General features: G+C 58.0%; 14 protein-coding genes. 12 read left to right on the top strand and 2 right to left on the bottom strand.

Annotated elements, in window-relative coordinates:
• The first annotated feature begins 9 nt into the window (after window positions 1–9).
• From CPY64_RS18525 to CPY64_RS18490, 8 genes are all read left to right on the top strand, one after another.
• Window positions 10–1,011 (top strand): TRAP transporter substrate-binding protein, encoded by a 1,002-nt coding sequence (locus tag CPY64_RS18525; protein WP_042484740.1) that lies wholly within the window; start codon window positions 10–12, stop codon window positions 1,009–1,011.
• Window positions 1,012–1,069: 58 nt separating this feature from the next.
• On the top strand, window positions 1,070–1,588 hold the full coding sequence (locus CPY64_RS18520; protein WP_042484744.1) for a TRAP transporter small permease: 519 nt from the start codon (window positions 1,070–1,072) through the stop codon (window positions 1,586–1,588).
• 1 nt (window position 1,589) lies between these two features.
• Entirely contained in the window at window positions 1,590–2,888 is a 1,299-nt protein-coding gene (locus tag CPY64_RS18515; RefSeq protein WP_052362935.1) for a TRAP transporter large permease, read from the top strand.
• 129 nt (window positions 2,889–3,017) lie between these two features.
• Window positions 3,018–4,229, top strand: coding sequence for a CaiB/BaiF CoA transferase family protein (locus tag CPY64_RS18510; protein WP_042484746.1), 1,212 nt, complete (start codon window positions 3,018–3,020; stop codon window positions 4,227–4,229).
• On the top strand, window positions 4,226–5,131 hold the full coding sequence (locus CPY64_RS18505) for a hydroxymethylglutaryl-CoA lyase (RefSeq protein ID WP_042484749.1): 906 nt from the start codon (window positions 4,226–4,228) through the stop codon (window positions 5,129–5,131). Before CPY64_RS18510 ends, CPY64_RS18505 begins: the two co-directional genes overlap by 4 nt.
• Window positions 5,128–6,540: a 3-isopropylmalate dehydratase large subunit gene (gene leuC, locus CPY64_RS18500; RefSeq protein WP_042484752.1), complete on the top strand. Its 1,413-nt coding sequence runs from the start codon at window positions 5,128–5,130 to the stop codon at window positions 6,538–6,540. The genes CPY64_RS18505 and leuC overlap by 4 nt, the downstream gene beginning before the upstream one ends.
• On the top strand, window positions 6,537–7,175 hold the full coding sequence (leuD, locus tag CPY64_RS18495) for a 3-isopropylmalate dehydratase small subunit (protein WP_042484754.1): 639 nt from the start codon (window positions 6,537–6,539) through the stop codon (window positions 7,173–7,175). Before leuC ends, leuD begins: the two co-directional genes overlap by 4 nt.
• A 541-nt stretch (window positions 7,176–7,716) precedes the next feature.
• Complete coding sequence (locus CPY64_RS18490) at window positions 7,717–9,843, top strand: TonB-dependent receptor (protein ID WP_052362936.1); 2,127 nt, start codon at window positions 7,717–7,719, stop codon at window positions 9,841–9,843.
• Window positions 9,844–10,029: 186 nt separating this feature from the next.
• On the opposite strand, the gene rpoN is transcribed toward CPY64_RS18490, so the two are convergent.
• Window positions 10,030–11,415, bottom strand: coding sequence for an RNA polymerase factor sigma-54 (rpoN, locus tag CPY64_RS18485; RefSeq protein WP_042485253.1), 1,386 nt, complete (start codon window positions 11,413–11,415; stop codon window positions 10,030–10,032).
• Between the two features lie 16 nt (window positions 11,416–11,431).
• Here rpoN and CPY64_RS18480 point away from each other — a divergent pair, with 16 nt between their 5' ends.
• The 4 genes from CPY64_RS18480 (at window position 11,432) to CPY64_RS18470 (ending at window position 15,699) form a co-directional block, all read left to right on the top strand.
• The gene (locus CPY64_RS18480) at window positions 11,432–11,986 is read left to right on the top strand and encodes a hypothetical protein (protein WP_042484759.1); all 555 of its coding nucleotides are present in this window, start codon (window positions 11,432–11,434) and stop codon (window positions 11,984–11,986) included.
• A 39-nt stretch (window positions 11,987–12,025) separates the two neighbouring features.
• Window positions 12,026–12,178, top strand: coding sequence for a hypothetical protein (locus CPY64_RS19075; RefSeq protein WP_155274657.1), 153 nt, complete (start codon window positions 12,026–12,028; stop codon window positions 12,176–12,178).
• Window positions 12,179–12,316: 138 nt separating this feature from the next.
• Complete coding sequence (gene leuA / locus CPY64_RS18475; protein ID WP_042485260.1) at window positions 12,317–14,011, top strand: 2-isopropylmalate synthase; 1,695 nt, start codon at window positions 12,317–12,319, stop codon at window positions 14,009–14,011.
• Between the two features lie 330 nt (window positions 14,012–14,341).
• A protein-coding gene (locus CPY64_RS18470; protein WP_371317310.1) for an IS3 family transposase occupies window positions 14,342–15,699 on the top strand; the annotation gives its coding sequence in 2 pieces (ribosomal slippage) (window positions 14,342–14,821 and window positions 14,824–15,699; 1,356 coding nt in all).
• A 66-nt stretch (window positions 15,700–15,765) separates the two neighbouring features.
• Here CPY64_RS18470 and CPY64_RS18465 read toward each other — a convergent pair.
• Window positions 15,766–16,086 (bottom strand): hypothetical protein, encoded by a 321-nt coding sequence (locus CPY64_RS18465; RefSeq protein ID WP_042484764.1) that lies wholly within the window; start codon window positions 16,084–16,086, stop codon window positions 15,766–15,768.
• Between the last annotated feature and the right edge of the window lie 31 nt (window positions 16,087–16,117).

The raw sequence follows: 16,117 nt of genomic DNA, 5'->3' as shown, positions 1-16,117 counted from the left end.
GAGACATCCATGAAAAAAGCCCTGACAGCGGCGCTGACCGCCTGCACCCTGGCGCTGGGCATCTCGCCTGCGCACGCCCAAGAAGTCGAGCTGACCTTTTCAACCTACTTGCCACCGGCTTACGAATACGCCTGGAAACCCATTGAGAACTTCGTCCAGACCGTAGAAAAAGAAAGCCAGGGCCGTATCAAGATCAATGTCTTCCACTCTGGCCAGCTGTTTGACGGCTACGAGGAACTGCCAGCCCTGTCCCGTGGTGACGTGGACATCGTCAACATGACGAGCACCTACCCTAGCGGTACCGTGCCGGCGCTGAACATCTTTACCCTGCCATTTCTGTTTGACAGCACGGCTCACCTGAAACGTGCTCTGGACCAGGGACTGTTCAAGTTGGGGGCCGAACAGGAACTGCGTGACACGCACGATGCCGTTGTGCTGGGCCTGGCGCCTTGGGACCCGTACGAGTTCTACAGCCGCAAGGCACCGATCAACTCGGCCGCTGACATCAAGGGCAAGGTCTGGGCCTCCACCAGTTCCATGGATGCGCGCGCCCTGCAACTGCTGGGTGGCTCACCAACCGGCATGCCCTCTTCCGAGCTGTACCTGGCCTTTGACCGTGGCGTGATCGACGCCACTCCACGTCCCTTGCTGACCGGCATTGGCCGCAACCTGTATGAAGTGGCCAAGTACCTGTCCATCGCCAACTTCGGTATCGATGTATCCGTGCTGACCATCAACCGCAAGAAATGGGAATCCCTGCCACCCGATCTGCAAGAGATCATCAGCAAGGCCGCCCACCAGCGCGACGAAGAACAGTTTGAACGCGTGAACGCCTTTGTAGGCCAGGCGCTGCAACGCTACGAGCAAGCCGGTGTGACCATCAATCGTGTTGAACCCGCTCAACTGGCCGAAATGCGTCAGCAAACCCAAGCCGCCATTGATGAATGGAGCAAGCAGGTTGAGAACGGTCCCGCCTATCTGGAACTGATCGAAAAAACCCGCCAGCCCTGATCACGCGTGAATGCGCGCCGGCCCCCGAGCCGGCGTGTATCCCTCGTGTGGAGACACCATGAATCCACTTATTCATTTTCTGGGCGCATTTGCGCGCGGCAGTAACCGTGTTGCCATTCTGGTAGCCGAAGTTGCCCTGGCCGCCCTGATGATTGCCTGCACCTACGGCGTCATTGCACGCTACGTCTTTAACAGCCCCAGCATCTACATCACCGAAGTGTGTGTGTACTTGCTGCTGGTCTGCTCCTGGCTGTCCATAGGCTGGGTCCACCTGGAAAATCGCCACGTCAGCGTGGAAGCATTCCATATGCGCTTCTCGCCACGCGGCCAGCGCCTGGCCACCTGCAATTCGCAACTGTGCATCTTGTTCTTTTGCCTGGTGCTGTTGTGGGCCGGTATTTCCGTGGTGGAAACCGCGCTTGCCCGCAACTATCGCTCGGCTTCCATGCTGCGTTTCCCCTTGTGGATTGCCTACGGCATGATCCCGCTGGGCGGCACCTTGCTGGGCCTGGCTACCCTGCGCCAACTGTTCATCCCGAACAGTGTGGAATCCAACGACAGCATCAAGGAGTTCTGACATGGATTCCATGCTCATTTTCAGCCTGATGATGGCCTGCTTTGCCATCCTGATGGTTATCGGTACCCCCATTTTTGCCGCACTGGGTGTTGCCAGTATTTCCGGCATTCTGATGAAATCCGGCCTGGGCGGCCTGGATGTCATTCCCGCCACCTTGCACCGCGGCATGGCCAGCTATTCCCTGATCGCCATCCCGCTGTTCATTCTGATGGGTGAAGTCATTGCCCGCACCAGTATTGGCGGCAAGCTCTATCAGCTGTTCTATTTATGGTTGAACCGCCTGCCCGGTGGTTTGGCTGTGGCCAGTGTAGGCAGCTCGGCCGTTTTCGGTGCCATGAGCGGCGTCAGCGTAGCGGGTGCCGCCACGATTGGTCGCTTTGCCATTCCTGAAATGCTCAAGCGCGGCTACTCGCCCAGTCTGTCTGGCGGCACGATTGCCGCGGCCGGTGCTTTGGCCCTGCTGATTCCTCCCAGCATTGGCTTTGTGCTGTATGGCGAAATGGCGGATCAGTCCATCGGCAAGCTGTTTATAGGTGCCTTGCTGCCCGCCCTGATGGTTACCGTCATGATGGTGATTTATGTGGCCCTGGTTGCGATATTCAAGCCAGAGTCCGCACCACGCAATTCGGAAGTCGTTACCTGGGCACAGAAATTGGCCGCCCTGAAAGACATCTGGGCCGCTTCCTTGCTGATTTTGCTGGTGCTGGGCACGATCTATCTGGGCATTGCTACTCCAACAGAAGCTGCCGGTATTGGTGCTGCAGGTGCGTTCCTCATTGCCATTGCCTACAAGGAAATGAACTGGCGCACGGCCTTGCAGATTCTGCGCTCCACCGCCGTCACCAGTGGCATGATCTTGCTGATTCTGGCCGCAGCGCTGCTGTTTGGCTACATCATGACCCGCTTGATGATTCCGCAAAAGCTGGTGGCCCTGATTACGGCATCGTCTCAGCCAGCCTGGGTCATTCTTCTGTTCGTGCTGCTGTTTCTGATTGTCGTGGGCATGTTCCTGGATATTGTTTCCCTTATCCTGATCACGACTCCCGTTTTACTGCCAGTCATTGTCGCACTGGGCTACGATCCATTATGGTTTGGCATTGTGATGATTATTGCCTGCGAAATGGCCGTAATTACACCGCCGGTGGGATTGAATCTCTATGTGATCAAGGGTATTGCTCCGCAAATATCGCTACAGCAGATTACACGGGGGGCTCTGCCATTTGTAGCATTGGAGATTTTGGCAATTGTCATTTTGACCATCTTCCCCGAAATTATTCTTTGGCTACCCCGAACGCTTTAAAAAACAAAACCCGCTTCATGCGGGTTTTTATTTATTTTCCACCCACGTTTTTTACGATGGCAGCATAATATTTGATTGCTTTTCCACTTCCTTTTTCTATTCCAGAATCCATAGCTGGAGGAAACAGAAATGGATAAGAACAGCTTTACCGCCCCCCCGCTCAAAGGCATCAAAGTCCTGGAGCTGGGATCACTGATTGCCGGCCCCTATGCCGGTAGCCTGCTGGCTCAATTTGGGGCCGATGTCATCAAGATCGAACCGCCCGGCAAGGGCGACCCGCTGCGCCGCTGGCGGCAGCTGCACAAGGACACTTCCCTGTGGTGGCGCGTGCAAAGCCGCAACAAGCGCTCCATTGCGCTGGATCTGCGCCAGCCCGATGGCCAGGAAATTGCTCGTGAGCTGGCCCTGCAAAGCGATATCGTCATTGAAAATTTCCGCCCCGGCGTGCTGGAACGCTGGGGCCTGGGCTGGGAAACGCTGCACGCCCTGAACCCGCGCCTGATCATGGTGCGCGTCTCCGGCTACGGGCAGGACGGCCCCTATCACCGTCGCCCCGGCTTTGCGGCCATCGCGGAATGTATGGGTGGCCTGCGTTACGGCACCGGCTATCCGGATCGCCCTCCTGTACGAGCCGGTGTCAGCCTGGGCGATACGCTGGCTTCGCTGTACGGCACCATAGGCGCGCTGCTGGCCATGCATCATCTACGCCAGGAAGGCGGACAGGGCCAAATGATTGATGTGGCCCTGTACGAATCTGTCTTCGCCATCATGGAAAGCCTGATTCCGGACTATCAACTGAACGGTCATCAACGTGAACGCACTGGCGCCAGCTTGCCCGGTATCGCCCCTTCCAACACCTATCCCACCGGCGACGGCAAATGGGTGGTGATTGCGGCTAATAGCGATGCCATTTTCATTCGTCTGATGCAGGCCATGAGCCGGCCCGATCTGGCCAACGATCCGCGCCTGTCCGACAACGCCGGACGCGTGGAACACAGCGCCATGCTGGACCAGACCATTGGCGACTGGACCGGCGCGCGGAGCCTGGAAGACGTGCTGACAGCATTGGACAAGGCCGAAGTCCCCAGCGGCAGCATCTACACCGCCGCCGACATTCTGGATGACCCGCACTATCAGGCGCGCGGCATGCTGGAGAAACACACACTGGAAGACGGCCAGGAACTGACCATACCCGGCATCGTGCCCAAGTTAAGCCGCAGCCCTGGTGCCACCCAATGGTTGGGGCCGGAGTTGGGCGAACACACAGACAGCATCCTGCAAGAACTGGGCATGAGCCCGGAGCGCTGCCAAGCCCTGCGCGAACAAGGAATCGTGGAATGAGTACCGTATTGATCACCGACGTCACCTTGCGTGACGGCCTGCAAATCGTGCCACGCTGGGTGCCTACGCCAGACAAGCTGCGTATCGCGCAGGCGCTGCCTCAATGCGGCGTGCGCAAGATCGAGCTCACGTCCTTTACGTCGCCCAAAGCCATCCCATCCCTGGCGGATGCCGATGAGCTGGCCAGCCTGACCACACGCGACCCTCAGGTTTGCTACACCGCACTGGTCCCCAATCTGCGCGGTGCGCAGCGCGCTTTGGCAGCCCATATGAACGAGCTGAACTTTGTATTTTCAGCCTCTGAAGCGCATAACCAGGCCAATCTGCGCATGAATATTGCACAATCACTGGCCCAGCTGGAGCAGGTGCTGGAAGCGGCGGGCAAAACGCCAGTGAACGTGTCTCTGTCCACCGCGTTTGGTTGCCCCTTTACCGGCGCCGTCGCCCCCGCACACGTGATTGCCTTGATGCAAGAAGTGCAGCGCATGGGAGCCAGCTCCGTCAGCCTGTGCGATACCACCGGCATGGGTTCGCCCGTGGATGTAGAACGCCTGACCCAGGCTGCCTTGAGTTTGTATGGCGAGCAGGGCGTCACTGGCCATTTCCATGACACCCGCGGGCTGGCGCTGGCCAATGCCTGGGCTGCGTATCGCGAAGGCGGGCGTCGGTTCGACGCAGCGCTGGCCGGTTTGGGCGGCTGCCCTTACGCCCCCGGTGCCAGCGGCAATGCCAGCCTGGAAGATCTGGCCCATATGTTCCAGATCAGCGGCGTGGAAACAGGCTTGAATCTGGAAGCGCTCCAGCCTTTGGCTGAAGAAATCGCGGCCCTGACGCAAGAGCCTATTCAAAGTCGCCTGCACAAAGCCGGGCCAGCCTACGCCTTGAAGGTGTGCCAACCATGAGCACGGCCCGCACCCTTTTTCAAAAGCTCTGGGATACACATCGCGTCGCGGCGGTAGACGATGAGCATGATCTGATCTACATAGACCGCCAGTTGTTGTACGAAGTCACCAGTCCGCAAGCTTTCGAAAGTTTGCGTCTGGCTGGACGCCATGTGCGTCGTCCGGAAACCGCGCTGACCACGGTGGACCACAACGTGCCCACTCGCCGCCGCAATCAGCGTCTGGAAGATCCTTTGGCCCAGGCGCAGATCGACCAGATGGAGATCAATAGCCGGGAGTTTGGCCTGCGCTATTTTGGGCTGGATGACGAGCGCCAGGGCATCATCCACGTGATCGGACCGGAACAGGGCATGACCTTGCCCGGTTCCAGCATCGTGGCGGGAGATTCCCATACCAGCACGCATGGCGCGTTTGCGGCCCTGGCCTTTGGCATTGGCACCTCCGAGGTGGAACATGTTCTGGCCACGCAATGTCTGGCCGCGAAACGCATGCGCAGCCTGCAAGTAGATGTACAAGGCGAATTACCAGCCACCAGCACCGCCAAGGACCTGATCCTGCACATCATTGCCCGCCTGGGCGCGGATGGCGGACGGGACTGTGCCATCGAATTTACCGGCCCCGCCATCCGTGCCTTATCCATGGAAGGGCGCATGACCTTGTGCAATATGGCGATCGAAGCGGGGGCCCGTATTGCTCTGGTCTCTGTGGACGACAAGACCCTGGACTATGTGCGCGGTCGCCCCTTGGCACCGAAAGGAGAGGCCTGGGACAAGGCAGAGCAGTACTGGCGCACGCTGATCAGCGATGAGGGCTGCCAATACGATCAACACTTGCAGATCGACGCCACGCAGGTCGCCCCCACGGTTACCTGGGGAACCTCCCCCGATATGGCGGCGGCCATCGACCAGCTTGTGCCTGATCCATTAGCGGCCGCCACGGCCAAACAAGCTGACGCCCAACGCGCCTTGAACTATATGGCTTTGCAGGCCGGCCAGCCGCTGGCAGGCATCACCATAGACCGGGTATTTATTGGCTCCTGTACCAACGCCCGCATTGAGGACCTGCGCAGCGCCGCAGCCATGGTCAAAGGCAAACGTGTGGCCAGCACGGTACTGCAGGCCCTAGTCGTCCCCGGCTCGGGTCTGGTACGTCGTCAGGCCGAGCAGGAAGGCTTGGACCAGATTTTCACGCAAGCCGGTTTTGAATGGCGCGAGCCGGGCTGCTCCATGTGCCTGGGCATGAACGAAGACCGCCTGAATCCGGGCGAGCGCTGCGCCTCCACCTCCAACCGCAATTTTGAAGGCAGGCAGGGCGCCTTGGGACGCACACACCTGATGAGCCCCGCCATGGCGGCTGCCGCCGCAATTGCAGGCCATCTTGTCGATATCCGCCACTGGGACGCTGCATGAACACACCTTTTACTTCCGTGCGCTCGCGCCTGATTGCGCTGGACCGCGCCAATGTGGATACCGACGCGATCTTGCCCAAGCAGTACATGACTTCCTTGTCACGCACCGGCTTTGGGCAATATGCCTTCGACAACTGGCGGTACGCGGATATTGGCTACCCCGGCAAGCCACTGGCCGAGCGTGAGCCAATCCACAGTTTCTGCCTGCATCAGCCGCATGCACAAGGCGCCCGCATTCTGCTGGGACGCGAGAATTTTGGCTGCGGGTCCAGCCGTGAACACGCGGTCTGGGCGCTGAAGGACTTAGGCATTGCGGTGCTGATCGCCCCTTCTTTTGCTGACATTTTCCGCAATAACTGCTTTAAAAACGGCATGTTGCCGATACAGCTGGCTGCGGAACAGATTGATGGCTTATTCACCACTGCCGCGCAAAATCCGTGGGATGAATGGACGGTCGATCTGGAAGCCTGCATGTTGATCGGTCCCGACCAGCACATCCATTTCCAGGTGGAGCCTGAACGCCGCCACCGCCTGCTGCTGGCGCTGGACGACATCAGCGTGACAGAGCAGAAAATGGATCAGATCCAGGCTTACGAGCAACAACGCAGGAAACAGGAACCCTGGTTATTTAGCTAAGGACGATAGATAAAGGGGGCAGTCGCGGAAGGGGAGTTCCGCCGCTGCTTACCTGCCTCCCGCCCTGGCAGTCGCAGTCGCAGTCGCAGTCGCAGTCGCAGTCGCAGTCGCAGTCGCAGTCGCAGTCGCAGTCGCAGTCGCAGTCGCAGTCGCAGTCGACAAGTATCGAAACACAGCTCAAGCCTGTTCAGGCCACAAATAGAACAATTTCTTGAGCCGCTGCTTTATTAGCCGGCAGCCATCACCGCTCCTTTGCCTACCCCTTACCAAGCAAACATCGCCTGTTTTGCCAAAACGGCTCCATGGGACGCACTCCCACCGTGGAGTCAGACGCGCTTCGAATTTGCTCAAAAATCCCCTGAAACCCTGATTCCGGCGCGGTTTCGGAGCGAAATCGACTGCATCACCTCCTTATACCCCTAAGTTTTTTAGGGTCGTTTTTATATCACAAAGGCACCTAACTGCTTGAACCACCTACAAGCAAATGCTACAAATAAAACATTAATGAGAATCATTTTTATTTATATTTAACTTAAGATCCATGCGCATTTCTCATCTTGTTGGCCTGAGCCTGCTCAGTGCAGGTAGCAGTTGGGCACAATCTTCTGATGCTCCCCCGGTTACGTCTTTGTCCACCATTGAAGTCAAAGCCAGCGAATACATTGACCTGCCTCCCGCCTATGAAGGTAATCATGTCGCTACCGGCGGCAATCTGGGTTTGCTGGGCAACCGGGATGTCATGAACACTCCCTTTAGCACCATCAACTACACCAGCGACTACATCGAAGACCTGCAAGGTCAGGAACTGCGCATTCTGATCAGCAAGAACGACCCTTCCGTACAGACCCCCGGTGCAGGTGGAACGGGCGGCAAAGACACCATGTATATACGGGGTTTCCGTGCCGGTGACGTGTCTCTAAATGGTTTGCAAGGTTTGACCAGTGGCCGCCGCGTGATGGCCATCGCAGAGCGTTTAGAAATTCTCAAAGGCCCCTCTGCCGTTCTGAACGGCATGAATGCCAGCAACGATGTGGGTGGCTCGATCAACCTGGTGACCAAGCGTGCCACGGACGATCCCATCACCAACGTCACCATGTCCTATATCCAGCCTTCCCAATTCGGGACGCATCTGGATCTGGGCCGTCGTTTCGGGGAATCCAATGAGCTGGGCCTGCGTTTGAACGGCGTGTTCAAGGACGGCGAGGGCGTAGTGGACCACCGTACCAATCGCGACAAGCTGATCTCTTTGGGCGCTGACTATCGTCTGGGTTCCGTCAAACTGTCTGCCGACCTGTACCACCTGGAAGAATACCTTTCGGGCCTGAACCGAGGTGTGCGCCTGGCCAAGGGCCTGGACAAAAACCCCTTGCCCACACCCCCCAAAGGCAATGTCTTGCTGGGAGTCCCTTGGGCTGCCGGCCTGACACGTGAAACCACAGCGCTGGTACGGGCGGACTGGGCTGCCAGCGACAAGCTGGCCGTCTACGGTTCGGCGGGTTACAGCAAGTCCGAGATGAGCAACTACAACACCAAGGGCAGCACCTTGCTGAACGAGCAAGGAGACCTGAAACTGGCTGCGACTCGTCGCAACAATACTGGCTACAACCTGGCCGCCAATAGTGGCTTGTTCTACAACTTCGACACCGGCGCCGTGCACCACACCATCAGCGCCGGAGTGGACTGGAACCGCAAGAGCTCGCGCAGCGACAACACGTCCATCAAAGGCTGGTCCGAGACCATCAATATCTACGACCCGGACTACCCGGCTCGCCCTTATGTCCCCATGAATGGGCTAAGTGCGCCTAACGTCAGCTATCTGTACAGTGCCGCGCTGGCCGATACCCTGTCCTTTGCAGACGGCAAATATCAGTTGACACTGGGCCTGCGCCAGCAATGGGTCAGCACCAAGGATAAAAGCGGCAAGAGCGACAACTACAGCAAGAACGCGCTAACCCCCACCATTGCCGGTGTCTGGCAATTGCGTGACGACTGGATGCTGTACGCCAACTACGCCGAGGGTCTGACCCAGGGCATGATTGTGGGCGACGACTACGCCAACGAAGGCCAGATCTTCGCACCCCAGAAAACACGTCAATACGAAATCGGAATGAAGTACGACAGCGGGGATTACGCGCTGACGGCAGCCCTGTTCGACATCACCCAACCCAACAGCTACGAAAGCAATGAGCGTTTCAACGGCAAACCCAACCTGAGCTACGACGGTCGCCAGCGCAACCGGGGTGTGGAAGTGCAGGTGTTCGGTCAGATTGCCGAGAACTGGCGTCTGACCGGCGGCATCGCCTACCTGGACCCCAAGATTCGCAAGGCCAGCAACCCGACCAATGAAGGACGTATGGCCGTAGGCCTGTCCCGTTGGGTCGCCAAGGCCGGGATTGAATGGGATACGCCTTTTGTTCAGGGCCTGACCTTGAATGCCAACCTGCACACCCAGTCCAAGCAATATGCCGACGCCAGCAACAGCTACTACATGCCAGGCGTGACCACCTATGACCTGGGCATGCGCTACAAGACGCGCTTTGCCGGCAAGGAGGTGACCTTGCGCGCCAGCCTGGAAAACGTGGGCAATAAAGCGTATTGGGTCGTGCCTTTGAGCAATGGCCAAGGCTCACCACGTACCTTCCTGGCTTCGGCCACCATGAAATTCTAAGCAGACCAGCGACACCTCTGTCATCCAGTTCTCCGTCTGGCTGGCAGAGTCTAACTCCGCTTTTGCAGGGCCTGTTCATGCGTGTATGCAGGCCCTGTTTTTTTTATTGTTTTAAAGCTCTGGCCAGTCAGGACGGTGAGCCGCCGGACCCACCAAGCATCGTTGAGCTGCTATGACATGTAGTTCCTAAACCCCGGCCGCCGCCCGCATCTTGCGTTGTGAAGCCGGTGCCAAGCCTTCCGCCTCCCGGTACTTCGCCACCGTACGGCGCGCCAAGGTCAGGCCCTGGGCCTGCAGGAGATCGGTAATCTGCTGATCCGACAAAGGTTTGGTCGGCGACTCGTCACGAATCATTTGCGCGATCTGCGCCCGTACCGAAGCCGCCGACATATCGGCCTTCCCATCGGCACTGGCCAAGGCTACGGTAAAGAACTGCTTAAGCTCCATCACCCCATGCGGCGTCTGCATGTACTTTTGCCGCGTGGCGCGGGAAATCGTGGACTCGTGCAAGTCCAGCTCGGCCGCCAGATCGGCCAATTGCATGGGTTTCAGCGCCGACACACCCTGCGTAAAGAAGTCCTGCTGCATCTGCACAATGGCTTGGGCCACCCGCAAAATCGTCACGAAACGGCTGTTAACGCTGCGCAGCAAGCCAGTGGCTTTTTGACGTTCTGCCAGCAAGGCAGGGTGCGCTTCAATTTCATAATCATGCAGGTTGACCAGTTGCAGGCGCGGCACAGCCAAGGGATTCAAGGCCGCCTGCCAGCTATCCTTGCCACGGATCAACAACACGTCCGGCACTACATAGGCGGAGACGTTCTGTGTCCAGGCCCGCCCCGGTTTGGGGTCCAGTTTCAAGACCAGATGATGGGCCCGCTCCACCAGTTCAGCCGGATAATGGCCCGCACAGCGCTGACGCAGCTGACTGGGCGAGGCCAGTATGCCGACATGCTCGCGCACCAGATAACGGGCGCAATCAAGCAAGGCAGGTTCCAGGTGCTGGGCCTGTTGCATCAGCTGCAAGCCCAGGCACTCGGCCAGGTCCCGCGCACCGACACCGGCCGGGTCCAGAGACTGCACCTGTGCCAGGGCGCAGCGCAAATCACTTTCATCAATATCCAGCTCGTCGGGCAGGCACGCCAGCACCTCTTCCAGAGAGACAGGCAGGTAGCCGTTATCGTCCAGTTCATCGATCAGTAATTGGGCCAAAGCACGGTCACGGTCGCTCAAACGCAACAGTCCTAGCTGCTCGCTTAAATAAGCCGCCAGGTCCTGGGCAATGGCCGATTCAGGAGTCCAGTCAGGGTCGTCCGAATCTCCCTGATGCTTGGGAAACTCCAGGCTCGCCCACGAGGATTCCGCCTCGCCCGAAACGGCTTCGGGCAATGGCTCGGCGGCGACATCCGTCTGCACGTCCAGACGTTCCAGCAAGGGGTTATCCAGCAAAGCCTGAGCCAATTCCTGCTCCAGCTCGGCCCCCGATAGCTGCAACACTTTAATAGACTGTTGCAATTGCGGCGTCAAAACCAGCGTTTGCTGCTGGCGTAAATCTAGTGACTGACGCGTAAGCATAGGTACAATCGTTTCCATGAAAACTGACAACGCCCAGACACCCACCGCCAACGATAGTCAGGCTCTGCGCAGCACACTGTTCAAGCTGTGCGCCACGGCCACTATTATCTGCACCGTAGTCACTATCGTAGTAGCCATTATCTGGTGGGACCTGCTCAACCGTCTTATCAGCTTTGGGCGTGGCCTGGATTACTCCGGCCTGCAGGCCTTGAGCATTCAAAACCTGGCGCTGATCAAACAATACAACCCGTTTTTCTGGTGGACGGTAGTGGGCGTCATAACCCTCATTATTGCCTATCTTTTGTATGGCTTCGTACAAGGGGTCATGCGACGCAACCAGCAACGCATTATCGACGAGTCCACGGTGGCTCAACTGGCCCGATCGCTCAGTCGTCCGGCCCGTGAAGTAATTCTGTGGTGCTGGCCCGACCAGCGCAGCCCGTTGACTGTGGGCGATTTACAACGAGCCCATAGCGAGCTGCGCGCCGGACGCTTTGGCAAAATGGAACTGGCCGAGCAACAAAGCCGCCTGCTGCGAGCCGACTACGAACGCCACGAACCACAAGCGTAAAGCTTGCCTTCCTGTTTTTTTTGTGTTTGACTAACGGTCATGACTCACGTACGCCAATCCTCCTACGCCTGCCAAGGTTTCAGCCCCGCCGCTGAAGCAGCCTTGTCGCGTTCCGTGCGTGAAGGCCGTTCTTCGGCCCCTGCCTCCAGCCTATCCCAGCTGCTACTACTAGCGTCCGGTTGCCGGGCCTAGTGTCCTGTGGCAGTTCGGCAGCCAATACTCAGCCACATCTACGTCATTTGTGCCGCCACCGGCCTACGTAAATGCTGCAATCGCTGGTGACGGCAAGAAGTAATCAACACTTTTTGTCCGACAGGTATCCCCATGGCAATGCTGAAAAACCCCTCTCAAAAGTATCGTCCTTTTGTCGCCTTTGATCGCGACTTCGCTGAACGCACCTGGCCTTCCAAGCGCATTACCAAAGCGCCCATCTGGATGAGCACAGACTTGCGTGACGGCAACCAGTCCCTGATCGAGCCCATGAACGTGGCTCGCAAACTGCGCTTTTTCGAGCAACTCGTCAAAATCGGTTTCAAGGAAATCGAGGTCGGTTTCCCTTCCGCATCGCAGACCGACTTCGATTTCGTTCGCAAGCTGATCGACGAAAACCGCATTCCTGAAGACGTCACCATCATCGTCCTGACGCAGTCGCGTGAAGACCTGATCAAGCGCACGGCCGAAGCTGCTGCCGGTGCCAAGCGCGCCATCATTCACCTGTACAACGCATGTGCACCGGCCTTTCGCAAGATTGTCTTTAACTTGAGCAAGGACGAGATCAAGGAAATTGCCCTGACCGGTACACGCCTGGTCAAGAACGAAGTGGCCAAGTACCCGCAAACCCAATGGGGCTACGAGTATTCGCCCGAAGTATTCAGCACCACCGAGCCGGAATTTGCGCTGGACGTGTGTAACGCGGTGGTGAAAGCCTGGGCACCTGCCGCCGACGAGCGCGTCATCCTGAACTTGCCCGCGACCATTGAGGCCACCACGCCCAATATGTACGCCGACCAGATCGAGTGGATGCACAACAATCTGGAACAGCGCAGCAACGTAACCCTGAGCGTGCACCCGCACAACGACCGTGGCACTGCGGTAGCGGCTGCTGAACTGGCTGTGATGGCTGGCGCAGACCGTATCGAAGGCTGCTTGTTCGGTAGCGGCGAGCGCACCGGCAACGTCTGCCTGGTGACTTTGGCCCTGAACTTGTACACCCAGGGCGTGGACCCTGAACTGGACTTCTCGGACATCGACGAAGTGCGTCGCACCGCCGAGTACTGCAACCAGTTGCCCGTGCATCCCCGTCACCCTTACGCTGGCGACCTGGTCTTTACCGCCTTCTCCGGCTCTCACCAGGACGCCATCAAGAAAGGCCTGGCTCAGCAAAAATCCGACGAACTGTGGGAAGTCCCTTACTTGCCTATCGACCCGGCCGACCTGGGCCGCAGCTACGATGCGGTTATCCGCGTCAACAGCCAGTCGGGCAAGGGCGGGGTGTCCTACTTGCTGGAACAAGAGCACGGCCTGGTCTTGCCACGCCGCATGCAAATCGAATTCAGCCGCGCCATTCAGCGCGTGACCGATTCTTCCGGCAAGGAAGTGACGCCTGCAGACGTATACGGTATTTTCGAATCCGAGTACCTGAACTGCAAAAAGCACTACAAGCTGCTCAAGCACAACATCATCAGCCAGCCTCACGCCGACAGCGGCCAGCAATTCACGATTGAAGTGGATGTGGAGCACGACGGCCAGGTTCGCACCTTGAAGGGCTCGGGCGAAGGCGCGATCTCTGCCTTTGTGAATGCCCTGGATCTGTCCATCAAGATCATGGACTACAACGAGCACGCCATTGGTTCCGGTGCTGAAACCCGCGCTGCCGCTTACGTGGAAATGCGTATCGGTGACAGCCCATCGGGCTTTGGTGTGGGCATCCACGCTGACATCGTGACTTCTTCCTTCCTGGCGATCTTGAGCGCGGTCAACCGCCACACCATCGCTCAGCAAGAAGCTGAAACCACAACGGCTTAATACCGTCTTCATACCGCGACTTGGGTGGTGATCCCACCCAAGCGCCCGCCCGGCTCACCCTAGCCGCGCCTGACCCGCTTTCGCAGCCCGGCTTATCGTCGTTCTGCCTGCAACCCGCCCACAAGGCGGGTTTTTCGTAGGCGCAACATAGCGGCTCGTATCAAAAAGCGGTAAACCCTTGAGGGCTGAACCTCCGTATTGTGTAACCGGGTACAGGTCTGACCGACAGCCCTGCAAGCCCTAAGCATTCAAAAAGACCTAAAAAAAACCGGCCCCACATGAACTGCACCCCAAAAGTTGGACACAGGTCCAACCTTTGGGGTGTTTTACATGACGAAATATGAAGAAGGGCTCAAGCGAGAGGCCGTGCAAGCGTATCTGGCCGGTTCATTGGGGTTTAAATCTGTGTCGGCCCAGTATGGAGTCGATGCGGGAATGCTTGAGCATTGGGTAGCCTACTACCGCGAGCATGGCGATGCTGGCTTACGCAAGAAGTTCAGTCATTACGACGCGGCCTTCAAGTGGTCCGTGTTGACTCGGATGCAGCGAGAAGCGTTGAGTTACCGGCAAACCGCTGTTTTATATGATATTCGTGGTGGCGCAGGTGTCATCGCTGGCTGGCAGCGCGCGTATGATGAGGGTGGACTAGTGGCCTTAGAACCCAAACGTCGAGGACGCCTGAAAATGAAACCTGTTGCCGAATCTCCCTCGTTGCCTTCTGACACCGACGACCCGCGTACGCGCGAAGACTTGCTCAAAGAGCTTGAGTACCTGCGCGCGGAGGTGGCTTACTTAAAAAAATTGAGGGCCTTGCGTCAGGAAAAAGCCCAGGCCGCGCAGAAAAAGCGCGGGTCGTGCTCGAACTGAGGCAAGGCCACGCATTGACTGTACTGCTGAAGGTGACCGGGCTGTCACGCAGCACGTTCTACTACCAGTTGAACGCACAGGCAGGCGAGCGGCATGTCGCCCTGAAGGCGCACATCCGCGCTCTGTACGCACAGCACAAGGGGCGCTACGGCTATCGCCGGATCACCGCCGCCCTGCGCCAGGCCGGTGAGCACGTCAATCACAAGGCCGTACAGCGCCTGATGCAGGCACTCGGATTGAAGTCCTTGGTGCGTGCGAAGAAATACCGTTCATACCGAGGCGAGCAGGGCCGCGCGGCGCCGAACTTGCTGGCGCGCCAGTTCGAGGCCGGCAGGCCTCATCAGAAGTGGGTCACCGACGTGACCGAGTTCAAGGTGCGTGGTGAAAAGCTGTACCTCTCGCCCGTAATGGACCTGTACAACGGCGAGATCGTAGCTTATGAAACTAGCCGCCGGCCTGTGTTCCAACTCGTGGGCAGTATGCTTAAAAAGGCGCTGGCCCGGCTCACACCCACGGATCGCCCCCTGCTGCACTCCGATCAGGGCTGGCAGTATCAGCAGCCCCATTACCAACGTATGCTGACGGACCGATCACTGACCCAGAGCATGTCACGCAAGGGGAACTGCCTGGATAACGCTGCTATGGAGAGCTTCTTCGGCACGCTCAAGGCTGAGTTCTTCCACCTGAACCACTTCGAGAGCATCGAGCAGTTACAGGCGGGCATCGAGCAATATATCTATTACTACAACCACGACCGCATCAAGCTCAAGCTAAAAGGCCTGAGCCCGGTGCAATACCGAACTCAGGCCTTCGGGCTTTAGCTTCTGACTGTCCAACTTACGGGGGGCAGTTCACACAGAGCCGGTTTTCTATTGCCTTGAACCTGATCAATACGTGACAGCCAGGCCTGGCAAATCCACGGTGACCTGCATGGAGCCCACCGCTTGCAAGCAATGGCGTGCAAACTCCTGGGCGCGCTCATCGTCTTGCGACAGCATCGTGTAACCCAGGGCATCGGCCACGCCCATAATCTTGTCCAGCAACAGCACTTTGCCGCTGGCTCGCAGGGGTTCACAGCCCAGCTCTTGCCAGGTGCGATCAAACCAGTCACGCGATTGCTTGCCGCTGTCCGGATCAATGGTTTGTATAGGAGTGACCAGCTCTATGTGCTGGCGAGGACTAAAGATCACAAGCACCATAGCGCTCATAGACGATCTCCGAAAAAAAATAGATCAACTT

Origin of the sequence: Alcaligenes faecalis (genome assembly GCF_002443155.1) — a bacterium.
GTDB lineage: Bacteria > Pseudomonadota > Gammaproteobacteria > Burkholderiales > Burkholderiaceae_B > Alcaligenes > Alcaligenes faecalis.
The sequence above is the reverse complement of the archived record's forward strand: the minus strand, read 5'-3'. Positions and strand labels throughout refer to the sequence as shown.